This is a genomic window from Vibrio sp. D431a (genome assembly GCF_030248655.1).
Taxonomy (GTDB): domain Bacteria; phylum Pseudomonadota; class Gammaproteobacteria; order Enterobacterales; family Vibrionaceae; genus Vibrio; species Vibrio alginolyticus.
Genome location: NZ_JAHGAP010000025.1, coordinates 26426 through 48826 on the forward strand (window position 1 = coordinate 26426; position 22401 = coordinate 48826).

Genomic DNA, 22401 nt, shown 5'->3' on the forward strand with positions numbered 1-22401 from the left:
ATGGCAAATGAAATTAACTCTCTATTCTCACTTCTAATTAATGTTGAAGAGCACATCAAAGAACGCCCATCTTCAAGCTTCAATGGCGTTCCTGATCAGAGCTTTTTGAGAAATATTAAATTGGTCAAAGCTGGCTTCCTTCACTTCCATGAAAAATTAACTTTCTCTAATGTTGAGACTAAAGCGTTAAATGACTTCAAACTAGTTGAGTTGCTAAATTCCTGCGTCAGAAGTGCAGATTACGCTTTCAATACAGCACAAGAAGTTGAGAGAGCACAGAACAAACTTGACAACACTAACCCTCAGAACAAAGAAGAGTATGATGAAGCGTACAAGTTGTACAACAAGGTTGATGATGAAAAATCCATCGCATTAAATCTTTTTGAAGAATCATTCGATAAGCTAAAATCTACTCTCGACAGCATGATCGTCCATCTTCGGGGCAATCAGACAATGGATTGTGAAAAGGACAACCAACCAACCACTATTGCTTCCACAGAAAAGGAAGCCTCTGATTATGTCATCGGTGTTTTTATTGTCATGCTTTTAAACAACGGTGAGTTAGTGAATAAATTCGATAAAGTCCTTCAAGGTGACCTAGAACGTGTTGCTGTTGGGGAATGTGTTTTGAGCAACGCACGGTGGGTGAATGTTTTAAACCTTAAAGGTGAGGTACTACACCACCACATTGCGGAATGCTAATTCCAATTACAAACAATCCTAACTGAGAGCTCAAAACGGGCTCTCGAATTCAGAACTTTTGGAGCAAAACATGTCTTACTTTCTAGTAACAGCACCATTGAACCTACGTACTATTGTTAATGGTCTTCCAAGCAACAAAGAAGTGGTGTTCGACCCTAATTCAATTCCAGATCGTAAAGTAATGATCACCATTCGAGAGAATTGCGAGTATAACAATCGCAAAGATGAGCATGGCGAAACTTGCTACATGCAGAAATTAAACTTGTCGGCTAATCCTTTTTACTCGAATAGCTATTATTGGGTTTCACAAAGTGAGCTTGATTCTAATGAAGGCTTACTAGAATTCCCTCAAATTGACCATACAAAGCAATACAAGGTGCTTAAAGACGTCAAAGGTCGCGATAACTGCTATAACCGACCTTCTGGCGTTAAAATCAAGAAAGGTGACGTTATTCAGCTTTCTAGTGAGTTTTGCACAAGCCGTGGTGATCACTTTTTTACCATTGTGGGCAATGAGCTAAACGAAAAAATTGCTAGTCGAGAACTAATGTACTCTCCAGCTCCAAACAGCAAATCTTACTACAATCCTCTGTTGCTTCAGCCTATTGACTAAAACACGGAGGAACCAATGAAGAGTGTTAGTCTAGAAAGAAATACGATCCCAGCAAACAAAACAGCCTTAAAAGTTATCCAACGAAGTTCGATAGACGATCGGTTTGACACAAAAAAGTCTGAAGGTGCGTCCAGAGAGCTTTATTGGGAACACCCTAAGCCACATGTAAGCTTAGCTTGCAACGAAACCTGTCTTACAGGCACTAAATTTGGTCGGTTTACTGTGGTTGGCAAGTTGGTCAACAAAAGATGGCAAGTCAGATGCTCATGTGGAAACTACTCCGCAAGAAAGTCAAAGGCGATTCGAAATCCTAGCAATAACAACGACTGCTGTGAGGTTTGTCGTGAGTTGTTATACCTGAGGCGTAATGAAGCCCATAGAAGGGGTCACTTGGATGTGACTTGGAATGACCTTTAAGAAAAGATAGCCAAAAAAATGATAATTTATCCACTTGGTATTGCAATGCCAAGTGGTTGTGGTATTATATCTCTCGACTTAAGAAGATAGGCTTCTTAAGCATAGGGGTGGTTCCCCAAAATTATCACAGGTTAAGTAAATGAACACACATACTTTATCAAAGACTGATGCTCAAAACCTTATTGACCAAGGACGCGTCGCTATCGTTATTGCAAAAGAGTTCAATTCCGCTCTTGAGCACATCAAGGTAAGACTTGAAGATCATCAATTCCCTACCGTAGACCCTGTCATCACTTCAGAAACTCTAAAGGAGTTGGTCTTTGGTATTGAAGCTGTTTTGAGTTTAAAAGCCAAGATTGGTTCCCATGTAGAACTACTCCTAATCGACAAGTTGCTTCACGAAGAATTCGTTAAGCTTGTTAAGTGCGAAATGTACGACTTCGAATACGAGTATTTAGAAAAAAACTATTCATACAAACTTGTCCCACTAAAGCCTTTCTGTAATGGTCTGAAACAAGTTCATAAAAAGCTTGAAGGCTTAAAAATCAGAGAGAGCTTCTTTATTAACCCACTGGCTGACGGTAAAGCATTTCTTGAAGAGAAGCATAAGCAAAAACTCTATGAGTTTGAGGTTGGCTCTATCAAATACTTTGCCATGGAACACCAAGGAACTTTCAGCTGTGAAACGGTTCAACGCACATTTACCTTCTTTGTAAAAGATGGAAACACTATCCACAGTGCCGAGCTAATGCTTTACTTATGGGAATGGCAGTTCATCGTTTTTGGTGCTGATGCTGTCAACAAACATGGCTACTTTGCACTCAAAGGTTTCAACGACCGCCGTAAATTCCTTTACGTTACTAGTGAAACCATGGCTGAATACTTGGAACCCGTTGAAGACGAACTCAAAGAAGACATCGCAGAAGGCTTGCTCTTGAATTCTAACTTTAGTTATCAAGAGGAACTTAAGAAGCGACAAGATGCAGTCGAGAAAGAGTTCATCGAGGTCACAATCAATCATAGCGGTGTGTGGAGCAACGCAGTCGACACCGACTAAGTCCAACCTACTTAAAGAGCTCAGGGAGCGTCCTGAGCTCAACCCTCACCCAACATCAGAAAAGAAAAGAATGAAACCAGTTAATCTATCCGGCACAAAATTCCTGAACCTTGTCGACTCAGGAAAGCTAGTTGTTGTGAACGAGCAGTCATACGATCGCTACGTTCAAGAATTGATAAGAGACTTTCCTTCGCTTAACGGCTTTTCCGCCTTAAATCTTCCTACAACATATACATCTGACTTTATCTTTACCATGCGAGATGAATCACGTCTATTTACTCTACTGGCAAAACTACCAATCCCCTTTGAGGATATGTTGTTCATCAACTCTGAAGAGTTGAGCCGCCTTAATGAGAGCGTCACCGATCTTTATGGACTCACAAGTAAATCAGCTGAACAGTTAATACATTACTTTATCAAACCATTCTCTTACGACTTGAGTCCAGTACATGCAGCTCTCTCGCTTCTTAAGATTAAAGGCTCATATCATATTCATCCGAGAGTTGAAGCAGAGGTATTATTTGCATCTCATTTCTCACAGGAACTACATCTACTTGAGGTTGATGATGTTAACTACCTATTTGTAACTCCTGAGAACTTCGCACCTCACGACTCAAAGACAGCTATCAAGGTACTCGTCAACGACCACAATATCTGGCACCTTTCATTGGTAAACCTTTATGAATGGGAGTGGTTGTTCTTAATTCATGGTGCAGATGCAGTGAACAAAAAAAGCTACTACGAGTACTCTTCAGGGGCAGATGACGAGGAGCGAATGTTCTTTACTGAAGAGACAAAGGCACTCCACATTGAGTATACCAGAAGTAAGTTTAGTGACCCGATTGCCTATGACCCTGACTTCTTTGATGAAGAAGATGTCAAAGTGGCAGTTGCACAAGAGGAAGCAAAATTTAAGCCTGCAAAAATCAACCATAGTGGCTTTTGGATTGTTGCCCAAAGTTAGCACGCAAGACCCAGTTTTTACTGGGTCTTATTCTTTGGGTCGGAAGGCGTAGGGACAATACGAACGCTCACAAAACAAAGGAAGCCTAAGCGCCTTACTTTATTATGTTGTGTGAATTCTAACCAAATGAATTTTATTTACAGGGTTGGCGTTGCAATGCCAAGTGGTTGTGGTATTATATATCTCGTGGTTAGGGAGGCGGTCTCACAGACCAAATCGGGTTGCTAACCTCATCATTTACAGGTTAGGGGATAAAATATAATTACGGTGAGTTCGTAGCTCACGGTCACTATAAAGGGAAATTTAGAATGACCCATCACAAGAAACCAAACCTGAAGCAACGAACCACGGACTTAGAACGGAAAAGTGAAGTAACTATGAATCATCCAAAAACGTGCTTTGGAGTTAGCCGCCACAATGTGATTATTCCACTCAAACTAACCAATGTTAAAGACTTCAAAGATGGTTGTTTTGAGTACACATTTGAAATAAATCATCCAAAGCCATCTGAGTACATGAAAGCTCACCACCGAGCTGATTTTGAAACACAGTTCATCAGTGAAGATCGACCGTTGTGTGATAAATACACGAAATTCAGACTAACACTTGAAGAAGCCAAGCAATTAGCGACTAATTCGCTTAGAGAAGATAGAGCATCAGCGATGCGAGAAGTTAACCGAATTGATAAGCAGCTTGCTGAAATCGACTCTTCTATCGCAGAGCTTGAAGCGGCTATCAATCTAGAAAACCACTAACGTAAAGAAAGCAATGAAGGAAAGTCAGCATGTCTACTAGCGCAACAATCAGATTACCACACACTCAACAGGTACTTGTTCAAACAGACGGAATGCCAACGCACATTCTTCCAGTGCTGGCAAAAATCTATAAGGATGGAAATGTTAGTGCTGATGGCTTTATTCAGGAATATCTAAATACCTACTCCGACCAAGTTCGTGATGGTGTGAGAGAACGTATTACCACAGATATTCATTCATACCTCGATCATGGTGGTGATTGGGAGTATGACATTGATCTTTCAGGTCAACTGACAGTGAGTTGTTATGAGTTATGGGTCGATAGATGTGAAGGTGTATCACCTTACATCTACATCGATAGACTCATGGATGAATACAAACAAGAGAACAAGGAAATAATCTCTCTCAGCATTCAACAACTGTCCAATAGTGGTGTCACATTGGTTTTTGAGTCTAACCGCTAATCTAACGGAAAGATTAACTACGGTTAAGACATGGCATCACTAATTCCAAAATTTCAGATAATGGGATGAATTTTAAGCAAGTAGTAAAAATATAACCACTTGGTGTTGCAATGCCAAGTGGTTATGGTATTATATCTCTCGTGGTCAGGGAGGTGGTCTTCTTGACAAGTCTGGGATGGTAACCCAGTGAATCCAAACAGGTTAAGGAAAAATTTTATGTTCCATACAGTATTCAAACGCGAGAACGGTGACCAAGTAAGAGTAACCATTAGCATTTCAGGCATAACCGCATCACACTACTTAGAGTTAAAGCCAAAAGGTGCTCGTGAATGGCGTAAATTGTTCTCCACAAACGACTCTGAACTTCGTGAGCTAAAAATGCCAGACCGATTTGTACTTGCTGAGAAGCGCACAATGGAGCTCATCACAGAAGATGAACTAAACCTAGCACGCAAGAACGCTGCGGACGCGATGGCTAAAGCTGTAATTGCACATAGCACTTGCACTTTCATCTAAAGGCATTGCCGCCTACAATGGCGGCATTACCCCAAAGGCATATTTCCAACATCCACCAGCATCAAAGATACAGACGATGAACTTTATCCCAATAGAAACAAAGAGCGTACACAATCCAAAAGGCGGAGAAGCGCAACCACCATTTGTCTCTGTAGCCCTTCATACTTTTACACTGAACAATAACGCTATAATTGAGCTAAGTAAGGTGTGGGGAGGAATGGATTTCTCACTTCAGATCTTTGTATCAGAGTGCGGTGATTATGTAGCCTTTGGCGCTCGAAAACCAAAGCGACCGATTACTGGCTTCCCGAAATCAATATCATCCAAGGAAGCAAAAACGCGTTTAAATTTCAATTCAGTTGGGCGCTCAAGAGTTAACCTTGAACTCAAAGATGGTATGTTAGTTGGTAAGGTGAACTAACCCATATCACTAAGCTTACCGCTATTAGAAACAACCCGACTGATCAGCTAGGTACATCCCATGGCATTAAAGACTCAACTATTTGAAATAAACAACACCAAAGAGATTCAAAAGAGAGCAAAGCTAAACATTTCATTCTCTATCACTCGCAAAGACGTATTCGAAATCATTGGTAAGGACGTCATTCTTGACTCCGATCCGGACATTGATGAATCTAACGGTTACGACCATGCCATTGAAAACATCGAGCGATACTGGAACACCAAGAAAGCTGTAGAGACATCTATTCGTAAAGCACTCTGGTGGAACGGAATGAACCACTCGGTGGATGAGGACACTCTTACCGAAGAACAAATCCGTACTCATCGCCCAATGACTACCAAACTAATCGATGATTGTATTAATAAATACCTTCCAGAACTGAATGTCACAGAAAAAGATGAAGAGATTTACCAGAAGTGGCTATCAAAGAAGTAACGCCATTTAAGCAAAAGCCCCCTACACGCGAACAGGGGGCTTTTTGTATGTCAGTCTAAGGGAAAGCTCAAGCTAAGCCTTAACTCCCCTCTATGTCTTCTTGAGGTAGGTCTATGTGGATGACCTTATCCTTTAAAGAAGTCTCGTTTGATGATAGGTCTTTACCCTGCATATCCAGAGTGTCAGTTTTAGTCTCACCTGTTTCAACTGGTAGTGAAAATGCATACTTCAATTCGAAGTTTAAGGAGCGTTGTCCTGTCATTCCTAATTTCCTTCTTCTAATTACTGCTTAAAGATAAAAGTAACCCAGTTGCTCAATATGACGTTGTGCATCACTAATACACTCAATACGCTGAGTCTTACCTCTAAACGTCATAGCGTAACTACCATCAAAGTTCTTACCTAACATTAGATTAGGCATTCCTGCATCTAAGAACATAGGGTCTTCTAGAATCCCATCAAGAGTCTTTTCACAATTATCGAGCACATCAACAGAGACCTCCCCTTTCCTACCGTGAGCGGCTACTACAACTCCATCAAAGAACGGTTCCTTGTGAGTCTCAGACTCATTAATCATCAAAGCAAACTCAACCACTTCCTCTTCTGTAAATGGCACTGCAAGCTGAGATGCGTCAACTCTAGGCGTAGGAGTACCAAAGTAACCTTCTTGGTGAAGCTCATAAAACCTTTTCTGGTTTGGTCTTACTTTAAGGCGTCTCCTTAGCCCTGCGTTTAAGGAATCGAAACTAGGAACCAAATGACTCCCTTTCAAAAACTCAGCCATCTCAGAGAAGTCAGCAAAGCCCTTCTTATAGGCATTAACATCCATCCCCAAGCGATCTAAGACTTTGTAAAAGTCGAACTCAATGTAGTTCCGAGCAATACCGTAATTCTCTACATCAGTTTTAAAGTAAAGCCCATCTTCACCAAGGACTAACCCAGACGCTTTTGCATAGAAGCCAAGTATGTTACCCAAGTCGTTGAAGCTAAAATACTCCTTCGCAAAATGAGCGTACTTCGAGTTAACGAAATTGAAATCCACTTGGAGCTCACCAAACAACGCAGAAATGATGCAACCTGAGTCTACGAACAATAGTTCTTTAATCTTTAGAATTGACCGCAACTTCTCACGAACACCATTGTCATCGACAACAATGATATCTAGATCACCATGCGTTTCTTTATTGGTCAGGTCTTTAGGAAATAAAAACTTCAACTGAGCGAACATCGGGTCAGATAGGATTGATTCTTTTGCTGCCTCGACTTCACTAGTGGTGTGGCGACGAGCGCCTTGTTTTTCGAATAAGGAACCACCCATAATTGGCTAAACCTGTGTAAGTAATTGTTTTGTTGATAATACCACAGCTTGACGCTCCTTCCGTGGGGGACAGCAAGATATTTGGTGCTGGTGGATGTTTTCATGGTGGCTCCAAGAACCACCACTGAGGCACTAGTTTGCTCTTACCGATGTACCATAATCAAAAGTCCCTGCTTTTAATGCCTTCCGATTATTCTCGCCGAAGTCTTCAGGGATCTCGCTAACGTAATACAAATTAGCGCAACATAGGCAGATGGGATTGTTTGTTTCAATGTGCCAAAGATTTGTTTTGCTTGTACAAAAGACGCACTCCTCAACGGCATAAACACCTGCTAATGCCATTTCATCGCGTTCTTTTTTACACTCTGTCCATAGCGGGATTGGCTTCTTCTTTGCCTTTGCCATCAACACATCGATCTCTTCAATACGATTGTTAATTCGCTCGATTTCGGGACAAAGAAGCTTCTCAATCAAACTCTTTGAAGTAAACCCAGACAATTGTACACCGTCTGTTTCACCGCCTTTATGCTTGATTGACAGATTTAACGATGCTTTTCCATTCTTGATGCCATCAACTTGCTTAGAAAGGTGCGTAAGCTCCTTTGCAAGCTCAATCCGTTCGTCTCTTGCTTTGATCCAATCTTTCTTATTCATTTCACACCTCAAGACAAAAACATAGGATGAACTTTAGTGAAGTTAGACGGGTCAATGGGGATACGTTCTGCCATCTTTGCGTGCCCCTTTCTGCATAGATTCTTGCAGAAATAACCGTAAGAGTTCACCTCGTACACGTACATATTTACAGAACGCGAACTAGCTAAATCTTCAACCATGGTGACGCCGTCATCTGCCAAAGCCTCGCAAGGAAATGCCAATAGAAACATAGAAGATAAATTGTCCCACGCCTCGTCAATAGAGGAAAACTCCCCCTCAAAGCCGCCACGGAGCAAATTACCCATGGAATATCTTTTCATCTCCATTATGAGCTTGCCTTAGTTGGAATTGAACATAATGCCTTAATCGCTGATTGTTGTCCGTCAGCAATAGCATCAAAAAAGGCAAAGCCCTTTGTGGCAACTGCGGATTCACGTTTAATGCCATTCTCTACCACAGAAAAACTAAAGCTGATCTTGTTGTTTTCAATATCGAGATCATACAAAAAGACATCAACTACACAATCATTAGAGAAAACACCTTGAAGTGTTTTAGTGACATACTTTGAAATCTCTTGGGCAGCTTGTTTTATGTGTGTTTCAATAACGGTTGACATATTAACTCCTTAACCTGTGTTAGGCGGCAATTATACCTAAGCTAATGGCTCAATCAAATGTTTCCAGAAACATCCAAGAAAGAGTCCTTATTGGCAGATAAAGGCGTAAAACGTAATTTCAATTACCGTTTGCACGATTGAGACTAGATCTTATCGCTCTCGAACCTTACCCGTTCCCTTACACCACGAACAAGCATGACCGCAGTAGTAGCGTCCACCGCTGCAAGACGGGCACTGTTTTAATTTATTTCCGTGAACATATTTGAAATAGAACTCCGTCCTTGCCTTTTTTCGCTCTCGAAACCCTAAGGCGTGATCCCCATAATGCACCGGAACCTGAAATAAAGATAAATCATCGTGATAAAAGCCGTTTTCAGTCATTCTATTTATCCAAGTTAACCTATGTGTTGCATACATTATCGGACACATCTAATAACGTCAATGTTGTTTTTTAAAACAATTGATTGGTAGATTGGCTGCAACTCATGATACAATGAGCCTTTGTGTTCTACACCGAGAATAACCATGTACAAAACACCCCCTAGTCATCTTGGTATACTTAAATTTATTACCGTCACCAATAAGAGTGACGATAGATTTATGTTGATCTTTAATTCTCTTTACCAACATAAAGCAATTTCAGAATTGCTACCGAATTGCACAGTTATTGCGGCAGGGAGAATTGACATTGAAGATGATGGAACGCTTTACCCAACAGGTTATTCGACAACGTTAAGGATTGGCTCTAAAGGCTCATACGAGGTCAAAAGCGCTAACAACACTCACTCAGGTGTATTTGCAACACAAGGGAACTTGGCATTCCTCACTGACAACCCAAAAGCCCTTACTGAGGCTCTTGAGTCCAAAGTTAGCGAGTGCTCAATCGAAATCCCAGATAAGTTCACGGTATCGGTATCTGCCCATGAGCAGGATTTAGCGGAATCCATTTTGTATTCACTGAACCGCCTTTTCTAAGAGCGTAAACATAACTCAAAACCTACTTCTAAGGAGTCACATCATGGCAGCTATTAAAATGCTTGAAAAAAAAGTTCACGAAGGAACGGAGATTTATATTCAAGGCAAAGACAACGCCCGTAATCGAGGTGGCATAACACCATTGCGAAAAATCTTTGTCAAAAAAGTGAACCCTAAAACAGTAATTCTTGTTGATAATGAGGGCAAAGAATTAAAGCTTAGCCACACAGGTCAAGGCGGTGCTAACTTCAACTACGCGATGTACGCTTCACTTGAGGACTTCAAGGCTCATCTCTGTCGTAAGTTAATTCAAGACAAGTTTGATTTCTACAACCGTGACAAAGTATCTACTGAAACTGTTTTGAAAATCGCAGAGCTACTAGAGATTGACTTAAACATCACAGAGTACGTCAAGGACATTTAAGCCAAACATATCGAAAGGATGGTGCCAACGCCATCCTTTCAACATCACTCCCACAGCTTACCCTCCCACCTACCCTTTTAAAATTAAAGTGGTTTATTGTTTTTAAAAACACTTGACTTGCATTTTGTGGCATTTATACTACACGTAACTTCTGGCTGACAACGCTTAGTTCGTTGATTGGTTGGTCGCCAAGGTGAATGTGAGCCTTGTTTTGTCTCACACTACTTATTTCTGTAGTGCGGCGAAATCACTTAATAAACACAACATCAATCAAATATTAGTCTCTTTAACAGTGACTAGATTGAAGTGGAACGAGACAGACACAAACAAAGATAATCTAGTTACTGCACATATAGGATTAATATTAATGTCTAAGCTAACCCTTAATATCTCTAAAGCTGAATTCGAAAACCGCCTTGTTAACGTTCTAGAAAAAGCTGTTGGCTCAACGCTTACAAAGAAGCGCAGCAGCATTCTAAATGACGCGATGGTAACGCTTCTACACGGTAAACGTGAAGACGGCAAACACGAACACAACCTTGATCAGTTCTGGTCTAACGAACAAACCCAATCAACCTCTGCTAACACTTGGGTAGTTACCGAGAATTACTTCCACGAAGATGGTTATGACAACGACAGCTCAACATTCACCGCTGAAAGCGAAGAGGCTGCTAAACGCCAACTTTTCAGTACCGTGTGTAGCTATATTGCCGAGAACATTCCTTACGTTGTCGAAATGGCAATCCTACTTGAGCAGTTAAGTGAATCTGGCTCTGACTATGGTTTGCGCTTCCTTGAAGAAACCGATATGACAGCCGCTGAATGCGCAGAAAGTGATGTAGCAGAGTTTCTTTTGTACGCCTGCAATGAAGATCTTGAAACGCATGAAGTTGTGTTTGATTACCTTGTAAATCTGATCTGCATCGAAGGTAGCCACACAATCACTGAAATCGAAGCGCCAGTCGAGGTTAAATCAGAACCTGTAACTCAAGAGCCATCTTTCATTACGATTCATACCATCATCGAAACCCACAAGGCTGAGAGCGAAGATGGGGACAGTGACGATGTTTCTGTTAGTTCAACAATCAACGAAAAGAAGCACGACAGTGAATTGCTATGCCTTTTCCGTAAACACGTTGACGAAGAATCCGCCTTGTCTTTTGATGATTTAATCGACAATAACATCACGCAAGAGGTTATTGCCGATATGGACGCTGACGAAGACGAGATCCGCAAAAAGTCATATGATGATGTGGTCGAATGGTTGTGCGAAAACGGACGCCCTAACATGTTGATTGAAATCATCCCTGATGCAACCTATGGGATGGTTAGCATTGAGGTTCGTTACGAACAAGAAGCCCTATAAAAGCAAGCTAAACATGACCACCATCGATTATCGCTGGTGGTTTTTTTTAAATAATTCACAATTGGTGTTGCAATACCAAGTGGGTGTGGTATTATATCTCTCGTGGTCAGGGAGGTGTTCTCCCGACTAAATCGGGTTGGTTACCCATCATTCTACAGGTTAAGGAGATTCACCATGAAAACTGAACATCTAGGTAACATTAAAAGCTTTACAGACTACGCATGTGGGACTGTTGGTTGCTCCTACCCTCTACCAATTGTGGCTAACTCTATTATTGAATTGGCGGCTTTTGAAGCATCTGATAATGGTGCGGAGTTTGTGAGTTTACACCTAGGCAATAAATACCACAGCGGCGCTGCTCCTGAGAACATGAAGTACATCCCTGCTTCAATTGGAGAGCTTTTAGAAGATGGCTTTTCGACTACAACAGGTCAAATGAACCGCTCTCAGGTTACCACAGGTGAAGTTCGTTTTTCTGCTACAAAAAGCTGTAGTTATACGAAAATTTTCGAAGAGTCAGCTCCTACAGTCACAGAGCTTATTCTCAAACTTGTTGCTCGTGATGTTAAAGGCACACTAAGCATCAACTTCCACAACTACCCTAATGGTCTTCGCTGTCACAGCGAATCGGTTCGCAAATTCGATATTTGTCTTTAATTTTGAAATTTAGGCTGCCTCACCGCAGCCTAAAACTTTTTTGCAGAGTTTCGTTAGCCAAGGAGATTAACGTGTCCAGTGTTCAATCATTCACAGTAGACGGTGAAACAGTAAGTGTAGGTGACGTTCTCTACGCGCCGTATGTTATTTCTCGAAGAGTTATCGCAATCAAGATTGATTCAATAAGAGCTGTGAGCAATGAAGAAGCCATTGCAGGGATTTCATTAGCGAACGCGAACCCAACGCCTTCTGACATCGCTATGTTTAAGCTCAAGAAGGGTCAATCTCTTGTGTTAAACAAAAATAAACCACTCAAAAACAGTTCGCTTTATTTGAACTACGAAGATGCTAAGCAAATGCACCTCGATGAAATGGTTGCTCGACACAAAACTGTCTTGGATATAAAAGCTGAATTAGAAGTTGAGATCCGTAACTTAACTAACAACGTGCCTCCAGACTCTTGGTGCATCACGCTTAATTGTGGCTCTATCGTCCCTCTAGTCGTGATTGAAGAAGAAACCTTAAGTGAAATGGAGTCGAAGCGTTCAGACTTGGAATCAAGCAACCTGATCGCCTACTGCACACCAAACAGCCCACTCGTATTCATTAAGAATAAGCTGAGTAAGAAAATCACTTTTCTTGTTCGAGATAAACTAACCGACTGCCTTTTGTTATGTGAGACGGCTAATGAGATTGCTGAGATCCTAAACAAGTTTATGTTGCCAAGCGCATGGGATCTGATTGTAAATGCCTTTGGCGATGAAGCTGACGAAGTATTCTTGTCAGATAATAAAATTTCTTTGGCTGAAGTTGCTAAAATGTACAACTCGATTTAAGTGTTAACGGAGCCCCTGTATGAGCGAGCAATTAGAGTTTGATTTTCAGAAAATTAACTCAATAACCTCTGAATTAAATGCAAAGCTAATCAGATTGAACAGCCACCAGCCTCAAATCCTGAAGTTATTCTGCGCGGATCGCACTCTAGCTACAGTTAATGTTGAAACAAGCGGTGTCGATGAGCTTCCAGAGTACACAGTAACAGCAGAAGACATAACGCAGTTCTGGTCTGAAATTTACACAAGCATTTGTGTTGTTCGTCACCTAATAGGCAAGTTCAAGATGGAAGAGGACGACGTTCTAGAGTCAACAAAAATCAAGAGCGTTGTTAAAACCACCTTGTTAGGAACATCAATCGTATACGCAAGGCGTATTGTAGATTCGAATGAACCTTTAGAGATCTCATTTAACAATTCTATCTTGAGCTTTGACAAAGAGGTTCAGAGCGCCATCCGCAAGATTTAGTTTAAAAATTCATGGATATACTAGGGCTGCCACGTGCAGCCCTTTTCTTTATCTAGCTTCATCAAACTGTAATTGCAATTAGACATATGCAAGTTATTTTGTGGTATTATAGCTAATGGTTATGGGCAGTAATCGCCTATGTCTACACATTAATTAGAATAACAAGGAAATCTCTTTATGAGCCATTATGATGTAAACAAACGCATCGAAGAGTCTATCACTCGAAACAAGAAAACTTGCTGGACTGTCATCATCCCTATTGCAAGTGTATTTAGTGCCATTTATCTGAAAGCTTCGCTGTCGGTCATTATTGCACCTGCGTTCATTGTGTTTTCAATCCTGTTTGTCGCGTACTCCAATCACCAGAACATGAAAAAAGCACTTTCAGTTCCTGATCTAGAAGGTCGCGCTGAAATGATGAACAAGTACACACGACTGTCCCACACGAACCTAATGACGCACGTTTTGCTATCAAGCCTATCTCTAGGCTATGTGATAACGTCTAACTCATTAGTTGAGTTCAACAAAGTAGATTTTCTAGTAGCTACAAGCATGTGTATCTTGTTCCTAGCAACACAGGTCTACCTAAGCAAGATTAACTATGTCTTCAAGAAGGCTCATGACTACACATCAAAATAGTGCAGCCCTCGAACATGATGTTGATTTAAGGCTTGCTCACGCAAAGATCAATATCGAGAGAATACGCCCTCTACTGAGTGTACCTTTAGCATCAATGGTTTTCTGGCTTTGCATTGGTACATCTTGGAGCGTTGTGGTTGCGATATCTCTAACATTCGCAGCCATGTCGACGTTGTATTTTGGTAATAAGCACCTAATTAAGCTCACACGTGAACGAGAAACGCTTCAGGAGCGCCTAGAAGATGTTGTTGTGTCTATCGATGATAATCGCACGCTCAATGTGTTAAGCGCCCTCCTAGGCTTTCTCAGCTTGTCTGTGGTTTACATGAGCCATGTCGTTTACCAAAGCGTTACGCCTATGGATTGGCTTGGGTTTGTTCTCATGTTGATCTGTACCTATGGTGTTCAAGCTCATCTCTTTTTAACTGATTTCATTTTCAACAATGCTACCGACTACCTACCTAACAAGGTTACAAATAAATGAATTACGATATTGATAGACGCCTACAGGATGCCCGTAAAAATAACGCATCTCTGCAAGGTCTTTTAATAATCCCAATCACAACTCAAGTGATTCACTTCTTTTGGGGTCAGTCTGCTGCGGTAGGAACCATCTCTTTTCTGTTTACCCTGTTCATTCTTTTTCATAACAGAGGGATAAATAAAGTTATTGAAGGCGCTATTCGAGCTAAAGACTTTAAAGAGAAGAATGACGATCTTGAGTTTATGAAGGGTAACCTACCATTAATAGCCGCTCCATTTGGTCTTCTTGCCGCTGCTTCATTTGAGGTTTTAAATGTCACAAGCGAACGCTATCAGAGCGTTACTGAGATAGATTGGATTCTCGGAATGAGTATACCGCTTACGGTTGGGATCGCAGGGGCAATCTTAGTTAAGATTGACTATGTGTTCGGAAAAAAAAGCGATTACGAAATCACGACCAGTGGCGAGTAAAGCTTAAAGACACAAAAAAGCCTTCACGAACGAAGGCTTTTATTTTTCTGTTATGCACTCATCCTAATCATTTCTACAGCGCACTTGAATCCAAGGTTTCTTTCTTTAATCCAGCTTCCATACTTCTTTGTTCCATAGCCACTTCTCTTAAGATTTTTGTTTTTTCTGTGTCTACGAAACGCTCCAAGACTTTCTTAATAAGTGGCTGTGGCTGAGAACCCATTCCATTAAGTTTTGCTATATTTGTCAAATCTTCAATTAAACTTTCCTGCAAAGTGATTGAAATCATCTGTAAGCCTAACTTATCGTCAAGGTTTTCACCGTCATTGTTTGACTTCCTTGCAAACTCTTCGTCTCTACCAAGCTTGCCAGATTCCCATGCTTCTGTTTCAGCTGTATCTTTTAAACTCATAGCGGGACTCCTCATTTTATCCAATTTTTGATTTTACCATTATGTGCATCTTGTTCCTAGCAACATAGGTCTACCTAAGCAAGGTGAATCATATACAGCTTACAATCGGGATCGCGGGGGCAATCATAATTAAGATTGACCATGCGTTCGGGAAAAAGCTATTACGAAATCACGACCGAAGGTTTTTATTTTCCCGTTATGCACTCATCCTAATCATTTCTACAGCGTGTTTAATAGCTCTTTGCGGTGAGTCTGTGTAACAGAGTTTGTAACTCTTGTTGATTTCAGGCGTCCCAGAATAAATACCTTCCTTCCTAAATGTGTCGACATAAACAATGTACTTAGCCTTGTACATACCATCGGGTAGAAGGTTTCGGTACGCATCGAACAAGCGTTCCTTGATTACATTGGATGATAAAATGTAGACCATACATTCATCCGCTTTGCCAATCATACAGAAGCCTTCGTATATGCCATCATTTGCGACCTCAACATAATCTAGCGAACCTTTTGTGCCAAAGTAATGATCGAAATATCGAGACGCTACTGGATTGTCAAAAACATCATTGAACTGATCAAGTTCAAAGTATAGGTCAGAGACGAATTCTGCCTTCTCGTATGGTGATTCTGAAGTCCCCTGTTTGCGGATGTAATCATCAAAGGTTTGCATTGACTGGAAGCCAGCACGTTTACGCAAAACATTCGTTACGAGCTCCTGACGAATCTTACCCTTAGCTCTCTCTCTCGAAACCTCAATAATATCTTGGGCAATTTCAGAGAATTTCAGTGGGGAGATCCCGTATTTGCGCTTGCTGAAAAACTCGGGGTTGTTCTTTTTCAAATAAAGATAGATACCTTGATGAATTACATCAAAACAACCCTTCAAATCATCTGCGCTATACCAAGAGCCGAGGTTTAAATCCAAACCTTTCTGGGTGAAACACACTAGATATTCACCATCCATATCGGGGATTGAGTCGGCAACGCCGTCAGGGATTAGTTCGCTCTTTCTGAATGCATGGATATCACAAGCAAGAGCCTCGCTACCTTCTAAGGTGATATAATCTTCATCATGATAAGCCAACGACTTCAGACAGTTATCTAAATCAAAAAGGTAATCAAGGTAGAATGATTTGGCAGCCTTCCCGTTGTAAAAAAGCTCTTCCAATCTCTCGCTCAAGGAGTCGAAATCTTTGAATTCATGGACAGGCAAAGAAAGCTCTTTTGAACAACCGATACAGAATGATTTGTATTCGTCTAGATTGTAAAAGTTTGCTTGCTTGGACAGTAGCATTTCAATTGTATCAAGCATCGATGCTTGATTCTTTACCCCCTTGCATTTCTCAACAATCAAGGAGGCTGTTTGGCGGAAGTTTTCTGGCAATAGAATATGTCTGGACATGCTGATAGACCCTTTTAGATTTGTTTTAAAGGCGTTCCCTAGTTGCACCTCAAACTGGAAGGTATGACCAAACTTTATGAGATATGCTGTGACAGTTGCCTACAAGTTAGGGATGGCGAGATGACGCTCACGAAACGCATTTATGACTTACATTCGATAAAACGGAGGTTAGCATGCATACCATGAAAGTCAATATCTAAAATATTGATTTTAAAGGGCTTGTTGATTGTTTTGACAGTGGGTTAGCAGCTGGTATTATGAATCTTAACTAACTCTATAACGATGTGTGGATTATGAAGAAATTAGCTGACATCAAAATTTATGGCAAACAAGCAACAGAATTAACCTACGAATCACGTGACGGTCGCATTGTCGTACATGCTTGGGGTGTTTACCCGAAGAGTAGTGTATTAGCGGGGCAGGCGTGCAAGTCCTTTCAAGACATGTTCGATACAGTCGAGGAGGCTGTAGCTGCTTACCCAGAGGCTGTCAGCAGCCACCCCATGGCACAACCAAAGAACACTTTCGGTCACCTTCCAGATGAGCAGGACAACGACTTCTTCTGCCGATGAGCCTTTTGCTAAAGGGAGGCTCCCCTCCCTCTCAAATGATTAACTTGAAGCGGCTGATAGCTTAAGGATTGTCACAGGATTATCCTTGGTATACACCTCACCAACTAAAGCAATCGCATCATCAAACTCAGTAAAAACGTGTGCCAACGAAACATCCTCATCCCAATGCTTGATAGCACCCGCTCCTGACGTGCGCGTAAAATACACCTCACGTTCATCTAGGAGCTTAGCGCTACCGTCTTCATTTTTTATCACATCGCCATCTTTATTGTGCTGAATCTTACCTTCAAGACGCTTAACGACATATAGCATTCCCTTAAAAGGAACGGGCTTTAAGTTGCACATGTGCTTATCCTTTCTGCAATTAATATTGGAATGGTACAGTCAATAAAACTCTTGTTCAATTTGTTTTTAAAAACAATTAAAGTGTGCAAATAATTAAGGTTTGCGTTGCAATGCCAAGTCTGTTCTGTATAATAAAGCCAACAAATAACACAGGTGAGTTGGTTAATATTATGGTTTCTGTGAAAGTTTCAACACTATCAGGTGCATGTCTAGACTGGGCGGTTGCCCATTGCGAAGGTTTTCCAATTTTACATGACCCAATGGGTTTTTCGAACAACTCCCCTAGTTCTACTGCATCAGGATATTGGGTTTGGGATGAAACGTGGTATGGTCGTAAATGGTTGATCGGCAGTGACGATTACAGCCCTTCAAGAACATGGAAAACCGCAGGCGTTATCATTGATCGAGAAGACATTAGCTTACTATCTCCAAGCGAAACAGATAACGAACAAGGACTTTGGACTGCAAAGCAAAAAGGAGCTCAATTCATTCAGAATGGACGCACAGCTCTTGAGTCAGCTATGCGCGTTTATGTTATGAGTGTCGTTGGCGAATCTATTGAACTACCAGAAAAACTGATCTCCGCTTAACTCACTCAAAAGTAACTCAGTGTAGGCGCTTTCCCCCACGCGCCTACAATCCCCATCTCTCTTGCTTTTACGAGAACATTTTCAATTTCATAGCTATCAAAATAGCCTGACCACTTACCATCAATGTAAATACAAATCTCCTGTACTACTCGATGGTAAGAAAATTCTACCTTTCGATTTTCAAGACTGTTAACCGCGATGTAAAGAGGGATGTAATCTTCAAACTCTTTAATCACTTCATCTTCATTTACATGCCACCAGCTAAGCATAGGGTTTGTGACACATATGTATCTACTATTTTTCCCCACCCCACGCGTACTATCAGGCAGCTCAGAAAACGTATTTAGTCTCGCTTCTTCAAACTCTTTGCTTTGAAGGTTTATCATCAAATAGAAAGCCTCTCTGTTGTTTCTTATTAAATACAATATTAATGACATTCCTTGCCACTTGGTATTGCAATGCCAAGTGGTTGTGGTATTATATCTCTCGTGGTCAAGGGGTGGTTTCCCATATGACCTTTTGAGTTGAAGTTGGTAACTTTGACTATTCGATTATCAGGTTAAGAGGCTATTATGAGCAATAACACTCCAAAAGAACTAGTTAGCGTAGAAGAGCACAGCATTGAAACCCCAAATGATTGCGGTGAGCTTGCGATGGAAACTCTAGCGCTTATGTCTCAATACTACATTTGTGTTCGCCGAATCCCTCTAAAAGTAGTAAGCAAATGGCGCATCTCCAACGATCGTCAATGGGAAGCTCCTCTTAAAGAAAACTGCGAGCGTATTGAAGAGGACGGCCAACGCTACCTTCTTGAAACAAAGTACCCTAAAAATGGCGGCATGTGGATGGCTAAACAGGAAACTGGCTCTGGTAGCATGATGTCATGGAGCACCCGACACGACAACCTTTCAGACACAGTTCACGAAGCCGTAGCAAAAGCGGTCGCGGCGTCCACTCTTTAAATCATTGCGGGGTTCATACCCCGCTTAACCCAACGGGAATAAAATATGGCTTTAATGCATATTATCTGTACTTGTGGGCGTGATGAACACGTATCTGAAAGCGAAGCTGAAAAACTGGATTGGCAAGAAGACGGCTCATTGCGATGCAAATGCCGCCGCACGATCCCTTACAAAGGTCATCGCCCTTTGCGTTCTTGTGGGGTTAGTTGGGTTGAATCGAAAGAAATTGAGCAACAGGATTAGTTTAATATGGAACGTCCGACACCCAAGCGCTTTTTTGACTCACTCACTCTCAACTGCTTTAGTGGCTTGATTAACATACCGATGCTATTCGGGGTCTTATTCCTTGCAGGCTACGGCTCAGATTTCGCCTCGTTGTTAACGACCTCTGTTCTAACAGCTCTGAGCATTTCAAGCTTCGTAATGAATGAAATCCTACACCGTGCAATGCTTAGAGAAAGCACAGAGGATACAGAAGAGTCATTGTTAATCGCCCTCTACATGTATGATGTTGAAACATTTTTGTTCATCATTGCTGTTTTCGTAGGAATTATTGCAATTAGCCTGACAGATTCTTTCTGTAACGACCTATCTAACTTAGACCTCGGAGTTACGTCCGGAGTGGTTGCGCTAGGCTTTTTATCTCAGGTCTTTGCCAGACAAAAAAGCAACACGCTCACGCCCTAGAAACCTTTTAGTCGCTGGTGGTTGTTACGGACATCCACCAGCATCAAAAACAATTAAATTCGCGCCCTTTGGTGTTGCAATGCCAAGTGTTTGTGGTATTATGACTTCACGTTGAGAGGTGGTTACCTCTCTATTTGGTTATAAAACACAGGTTAAGAAAATGAGTTCCACTAAAGTACCACATTACCCTCTTGATATGGCATCGTTTGAAAGCATCATTGCCACTGCCCTAATTGATGAGCTAAAAACTATCTCTATGTCTCATGCTAATAGCTCAGTGATGTTTACAATCAATACAGATGAAAAAATCATCTATGCTTCAGTAAAGCATTCCTCTGGTCTTGATCGCTTCCAAGACTGCAACTCTGCCCAAGATTTTTTAGCGTCCCTTAGTGATGCGTACGCAAATGAGAAGCAAGCTCTAATCTCTTTAGAGGAATCTTTTGGCTCTGTTGCTTCAACGTACTCGTTTAGTGACTTTAATAACAACGCCAACTTCACTATCAAAGCCGTACTAGAAGCAAGCAAAGCTAAGAGCACCAATATTTCTATCAATGGTAAGGCTGTAACAGCACAAGAAGAAATGAACATTCTTGCTAGCCTACGCATTCTTCAAGACATGATTGAGACTGGAGAACTAAGCTCATACCGTAATCTTCCACACTTCGATGATCATGAGCCGCTTTCTGCTGAGCAAATTGATGAGCTTTGCGAAAAATGCACCTGCACAACCCCAGAACAAACACTTACTAAGGAAGCTTAAAATGAACAAGCCTTCAAAAAGCCAAGTAGAAGACAATACCAAGCAAGCCGCATCTTACCCTGAGTGTGAAAAGCTAAGTAAAAACCGTGACAATGTTGATGATCTTATGGACTTCCTTCTCTTCCTACGCAAGAAAGGCTTACACCTTGGTGTAATCAAAGAGAATATGCATGGTTACCTTGAGCCTGCAATGGTTGAGCGTGGAGGAGAAGTGCTAGCCGCCGAGTTTCTTGGGATTGACATGAAGAAGGTCGATAAAGAGCGTCGAGAACTAGAGCAGAGCATCTTAAAAGACTAATTTAAATTATTGTTAATGCTTGTGACGGACTCTTAACGGAGTTCGTCTCTTTCAAAGGTAAAACAACTATGGCAACCCAAACTCATTCAATACAAGACACCCCCTCAGTACCACTCTCAGACAGCCCAACCCACGCCCTATATGTTGTAGATAATTGGGATGGCGAAGGAGATCGAATGTGGATACTTGCCTATGCTAAAGATGGTGAGTTCTTTCATTTCGAAAACGGCAAACCTGTCATTCACTACAAAGGCGATGAAATCCTTAAAACCTTCATCCTTGATTCCAAGGAAGCAGAACGCAGCGAGGAACTGCTAAGTGCGTTCGGTGATGGGTGGTATGACGGCTTTCTCAAAGCTAAAAAGATGAGTGATAACGGAGAAGACTTGGATGAGTTTGACATCCTGCGATTGTCAGAGGATTCGGAGAACATCGCAAAATTAGGCTCTCTTGAAACGGCTCTCCTAGAAAAAATCAAAGTATTAGAGCAAAAGTTGGAGTTCTCTCACAAAGAGACTGAGCACTATAAATCGAAAGTTGAAGAGCTTGAGAAGGTCGTTGATTCGGTTGAAAGCTGAGAGACAATCTCGCCTCCAAAGGGCTGGTTTTGAAATTGAATTACTGAAGAATTAGTTTAAAAAGTTCTTTAAATACAATAATTTACTGTGTTAAAATTGACTACGTAGCGCATGGTGCGCTGCGCTTCGCACCTCATGAACACGAGGGGCGGCAACCCCTCGGCTCTTGAGATTTCACTCACCATAGTGGTGTGCTGCAATCATCAACGACATGGTTATTGTAGCGCAACCACCATCAAAGAGGCAATTAGTCAATGACGAACAGTGTTGACGCATTCTTAGTTGCGTTACTTGGGGAGCTAGTTGATTCAGGAGATTTTACCCTGATGATGATTGGCATCCTAGTTGGTGTAATTGTTGGTATGGGTCTGGGTATCTTTTTAACGATACACATTGCCAAATCAATTAAGTAACCATCTAATACCCCAAACGTGCCCATCCTTTTTTGGGTGGGCACAACTCTAATTTGTTCATCTTGAGACCTCTTCTATTTGGACTTAA

At 41.4% G+C, this 22401-nt stretch carries 36 protein-coding genes; 27 read left to right on the forward strand and 9 right to left on the reverse strand.

Going from position 1 to position 22401, the window contains the following annotated elements; all coding sequences use genetic code 11:
- The 9 genes from KJB35_RS20305 (at position 1) to KJB35_RS20345 (ending at position 6386) form a co-directional block, all read left to right on the forward strand.
- Positions 1-702 carry a hypothetical protein gene (locus KJB35_RS20305; protein ID WP_285469625.1) on the forward strand — a complete coding sequence of 234 codons (702 nt, stop codon included), beginning with the start codon at positions 1-3 and terminating at the stop codon, positions 700-702.
- A gap of 70 nt (positions 703-772) precedes the next feature.
- Positions 773-1315, forward strand: coding sequence for a hypothetical protein (locus KJB35_RS20310; RefSeq protein ID WP_285469626.1), 543 nt, complete (start codon positions 773-775; stop codon positions 1313-1315).
- A 556-nt stretch (positions 1316-1871) separates the two neighbouring features.
- Positions 1872-2789 (forward strand): hypothetical protein, encoded by a 918-nt coding sequence (locus tag KJB35_RS20315; protein WP_285469627.1) that lies wholly within the window; start codon positions 1872-1874, stop codon positions 2787-2789.
- Positions 2713-3753 (forward strand): hypothetical protein, encoded by a 1041-nt coding sequence (locus tag KJB35_RS20320; RefSeq protein WP_285469628.1) that lies wholly within the window; start codon positions 2713-2715, stop codon positions 3751-3753. The genes KJB35_RS20315 and KJB35_RS20320 overlap by 77 nt, the downstream gene beginning before the upstream one ends.
- 308 nt (positions 3754-4061) lie before the next feature.
- Positions 4062-4508 carry a hypothetical protein gene (locus KJB35_RS20325; protein ID WP_285469629.1) on the forward strand — a complete coding sequence of 149 codons (447 nt, stop codon included), beginning with the start codon at positions 4062-4064 and terminating at the stop codon, positions 4506-4508.
- Between the two features lie 29 nt (positions 4509-4537).
- Entirely contained in the window at positions 4538-4972 is a 435-nt protein-coding gene (locus KJB35_RS20330) for a hypothetical protein (RefSeq protein ID WP_285469630.1), read from the forward strand.
- Between the two features lie 216 nt (positions 4973-5188).
- Entirely contained in the window at positions 5189-5488 is a 300-nt protein-coding gene (locus KJB35_RS20335) for a hypothetical protein (RefSeq protein ID WP_285469631.1), read from the forward strand.
- On the forward strand, positions 5460-5909 hold the full coding sequence (locus KJB35_RS20340; RefSeq protein WP_285469632.1) for a hypothetical protein: 450 nt from the start codon (positions 5460-5462) through the stop codon (positions 5907-5909). Before KJB35_RS20335 ends, KJB35_RS20340 begins: the two co-directional genes overlap by 29 nt.
- A 60-nt stretch (positions 5910-5969) precedes the next feature.
- Positions 5970-6386 (forward strand): hypothetical protein, encoded by a 417-nt coding sequence (locus KJB35_RS20345; protein WP_285469633.1) that lies wholly within the window; start codon positions 5970-5972, stop codon positions 6384-6386.
- A gap of 79 nt (positions 6387-6465) precedes the next feature.
- Here the strand turns inward: KJB35_RS20345 and KJB35_RS20350 are convergent, their stop codons facing one another.
- From KJB35_RS20350 to KJB35_RS20370, 5 genes are all read right to left on the reverse strand, one after another.
- The gene (locus KJB35_RS20350) at positions 6466-6648 is read right to left on the reverse strand and encodes a hypothetical protein (protein WP_285469634.1); all 183 of its coding nucleotides are present in this window, start codon (positions 6646-6648) and stop codon (positions 6466-6468) included.
- A 27-nt stretch (positions 6649-6675) separates the two neighbouring features.
- Positions 6676-7704, reverse strand: coding sequence for a hypothetical protein (locus tag KJB35_RS20355; RefSeq protein ID WP_285469635.1), 1029 nt, complete (start codon positions 7702-7704; stop codon positions 6676-6678).
- Between the two features lie 132 nt (positions 7705-7836).
- Entirely contained in the window at positions 7837-8358 is a 522-nt protein-coding gene (locus tag KJB35_RS20360; protein WP_285469636.1) for a hypothetical protein, read from the reverse strand.
- 8 nt (positions 8359-8366) lie between these two features.
- Entirely contained in the window at positions 8367-8663 is a 297-nt protein-coding gene (locus tag KJB35_RS20365) for a hypothetical protein (protein WP_285469637.1), read from the reverse strand.
- Positions 8664-8683: 20 nt separating this feature from the next.
- Positions 8684-8974 (reverse strand): hypothetical protein, encoded by a 291-nt coding sequence (locus KJB35_RS20370; RefSeq protein ID WP_285469638.1) that lies wholly within the window; start codon positions 8972-8974, stop codon positions 8684-8686.
- Positions 8975-9574: 600 nt separating this feature from the next.
- Here KJB35_RS20370 and KJB35_RS20375 point away from each other — a divergent pair.
- The 9 genes from KJB35_RS20375 (at position 9575) to KJB35_RS20415 (ending at position 15291) form a co-directional block, all read left to right on the forward strand.
- Complete coding sequence (locus KJB35_RS20375; RefSeq protein WP_285469639.1) at positions 9575-9949, forward strand: hypothetical protein; 375 nt, start codon at positions 9575-9577, stop codon at positions 9947-9949.
- 43 nt (positions 9950-9992) lie between these two features.
- Positions 9993-10373, forward strand: coding sequence for a hypothetical protein (locus KJB35_RS20380; protein ID WP_285469640.1), 381 nt, complete (start codon positions 9993-9995; stop codon positions 10371-10373).
- Positions 10374-10740: 367 nt separating this feature from the next.
- Positions 10741-11739, forward strand: coding sequence for a hypothetical protein (locus tag KJB35_RS20385; RefSeq protein WP_285469641.1), 999 nt, complete (start codon positions 10741-10743; stop codon positions 11737-11739).
- Positions 11740-11913: 174 nt separating this feature from the next.
- A complete protein-coding gene (locus KJB35_RS20390) occupies positions 11914-12396 on the forward strand; it encodes a hypothetical protein (RefSeq protein ID WP_285469642.1) in 483 nt (160 codons plus the stop codon).
- 71 nt (positions 12397-12467) lie between these two features.
- Positions 12468-13232 carry a hypothetical protein gene (locus tag KJB35_RS20395; RefSeq protein WP_285469643.1) on the forward strand — a complete coding sequence of 255 codons (765 nt, stop codon included), beginning with the start codon at positions 12468-12470 and terminating at the stop codon, positions 13230-13232.
- A 19-nt stretch (positions 13233-13251) separates the two neighbouring features.
- Complete coding sequence (locus KJB35_RS20400; RefSeq protein ID WP_285469644.1) at positions 13252-13698, forward strand: hypothetical protein; 447 nt, start codon at positions 13252-13254, stop codon at positions 13696-13698.
- A 177-nt stretch (positions 13699-13875) separates the two neighbouring features.
- Positions 13876-14337 carry a hypothetical protein gene (locus tag KJB35_RS20405; protein ID WP_285469645.1) on the forward strand — a complete coding sequence of 154 codons (462 nt, stop codon included), beginning with the start codon at positions 13876-13878 and terminating at the stop codon, positions 14335-14337.
- Positions 14318-14821, forward strand: a complete 504-nt coding sequence (locus KJB35_RS20410; protein WP_285469646.1) for a hypothetical protein — start codon at positions 14318-14320, stop codon at positions 14819-14821. The genes KJB35_RS20405 and KJB35_RS20410 overlap by 20 nt, the downstream gene beginning before the upstream one ends.
- Entirely contained in the window at positions 14818-15291 is a 474-nt protein-coding gene (locus KJB35_RS20415; protein ID WP_285469647.1) for a hypothetical protein, read from the forward strand. Before KJB35_RS20410 ends, KJB35_RS20415 begins: the two co-directional genes overlap by 4 nt.
- Positions 15292-15364: 73 nt before the next feature.
- On the opposite strand, the gene KJB35_RS20420 is transcribed toward KJB35_RS20415, so the two are convergent.
- Together KJB35_RS20420 and KJB35_RS20425 are read right to left on the reverse strand one after the other, a co-directional pair.
- Complete coding sequence (locus KJB35_RS20420; protein WP_285469648.1) at positions 15365-15703, reverse strand: hypothetical protein; 339 nt, start codon at positions 15701-15703, stop codon at positions 15365-15367.
- A 196-nt stretch (positions 15704-15899) separates the two neighbouring features.
- The gene (locus tag KJB35_RS20425) at positions 15900-17105 is read right to left on the reverse strand and encodes a hypothetical protein (RefSeq protein ID WP_285469649.1); all 1206 of its coding nucleotides are present in this window, start codon (positions 17103-17105) and stop codon (positions 15900-15902) included.
- Between the two features lie 293 nt (positions 17106-17398).
- On the opposite strand from KJB35_RS20425, the gene KJB35_RS20430 reads away from it, so the two are divergent.
- Positions 17399-17677 (forward strand): hypothetical protein, encoded by a 279-nt coding sequence (locus tag KJB35_RS20430; RefSeq protein ID WP_285469650.1) that lies wholly within the window; start codon positions 17399-17401, stop codon positions 17675-17677.
- A 39-nt stretch (positions 17678-17716) separates the two neighbouring features.
- On the opposite strand, the gene KJB35_RS20435 is transcribed toward KJB35_RS20430, so the two are convergent.
- Entirely contained in the window at positions 17717-18022 is a 306-nt protein-coding gene (locus KJB35_RS20435) for a hypothetical protein (RefSeq protein ID WP_285469651.1), read from the reverse strand.
- Between the two features lie 170 nt (positions 18023-18192).
- On the opposite strand from KJB35_RS20435, the gene KJB35_RS20440 reads away from it, so the two are divergent.
- Positions 18193-18612 (forward strand): phage protein NinX family protein, encoded by a 420-nt coding sequence (locus tag KJB35_RS20440; RefSeq protein WP_285469652.1) that lies wholly within the window; start codon positions 18193-18195, stop codon positions 18610-18612.
- 5 nt (positions 18613-18617) lie between these two features.
- Here the strand turns inward: KJB35_RS20440 and KJB35_RS20445 are convergent, their stop codons facing one another.
- Positions 18618-18998 carry a hypothetical protein gene (locus tag KJB35_RS20445; protein ID WP_285469653.1) on the reverse strand — a complete coding sequence of 127 codons (381 nt, stop codon included), beginning with the start codon at positions 18996-18998 and terminating at the stop codon, positions 18618-18620.
- Between the two features lie 186 nt (positions 18999-19184).
- Here KJB35_RS20445 and KJB35_RS20450 point away from each other — a divergent pair, with 186 nt between their 5' ends.
- From KJB35_RS20450 to KJB35_RS20480, 7 genes are all read left to right on the forward strand, one after another.
- Positions 19185-19574: a hypothetical protein gene (locus tag KJB35_RS20450; RefSeq protein WP_285469654.1), complete on the forward strand. Its 390-nt coding sequence runs from the start codon at positions 19185-19187 to the stop codon at positions 19572-19574.
- Positions 19575-19619: 45 nt separating this feature from the next.
- Complete coding sequence (locus KJB35_RS20455) at positions 19620-19817, forward strand: hypothetical protein (RefSeq protein ID WP_285469655.1); 198 nt, start codon at positions 19620-19622, stop codon at positions 19815-19817.
- 6 nt (positions 19818-19823) lie between these two features.
- On the forward strand, positions 19824-20261 hold the full coding sequence (locus KJB35_RS20460; protein ID WP_285469656.1) for a hypothetical protein: 438 nt from the start codon (positions 19824-19826) through the stop codon (positions 20259-20261).
- A 160-nt stretch (positions 20262-20421) separates the two neighbouring features.
- Positions 20422-21024 (forward strand): hypothetical protein, encoded by a 603-nt coding sequence (locus KJB35_RS20465; protein WP_285469657.1) that lies wholly within the window; start codon positions 20422-20424, stop codon positions 21022-21024.
- A 1-nt stretch (position 21025) separates the two neighbouring features.
- Entirely contained in the window at positions 21026-21322 is a 297-nt protein-coding gene (locus KJB35_RS20470; RefSeq protein ID WP_285469658.1) for a hypothetical protein, read from the forward strand.
- 68 nt (positions 21323-21390) lie between these two features.
- Positions 21391-21900, forward strand: coding sequence for a hypothetical protein (locus tag KJB35_RS20475; RefSeq protein ID WP_285469659.1), 510 nt, complete (start codon positions 21391-21393; stop codon positions 21898-21900).
- Between the two features lie 254 nt (positions 21901-22154).
- Positions 22155-22313 carry a hypothetical protein gene (locus KJB35_RS20480; RefSeq protein WP_285469660.1) on the forward strand — a complete coding sequence of 53 codons (159 nt, stop codon included), beginning with the start codon at positions 22155-22157 and terminating at the stop codon, positions 22311-22313.
- Positions 22314-22401 lie beyond the last annotated feature (88 nt).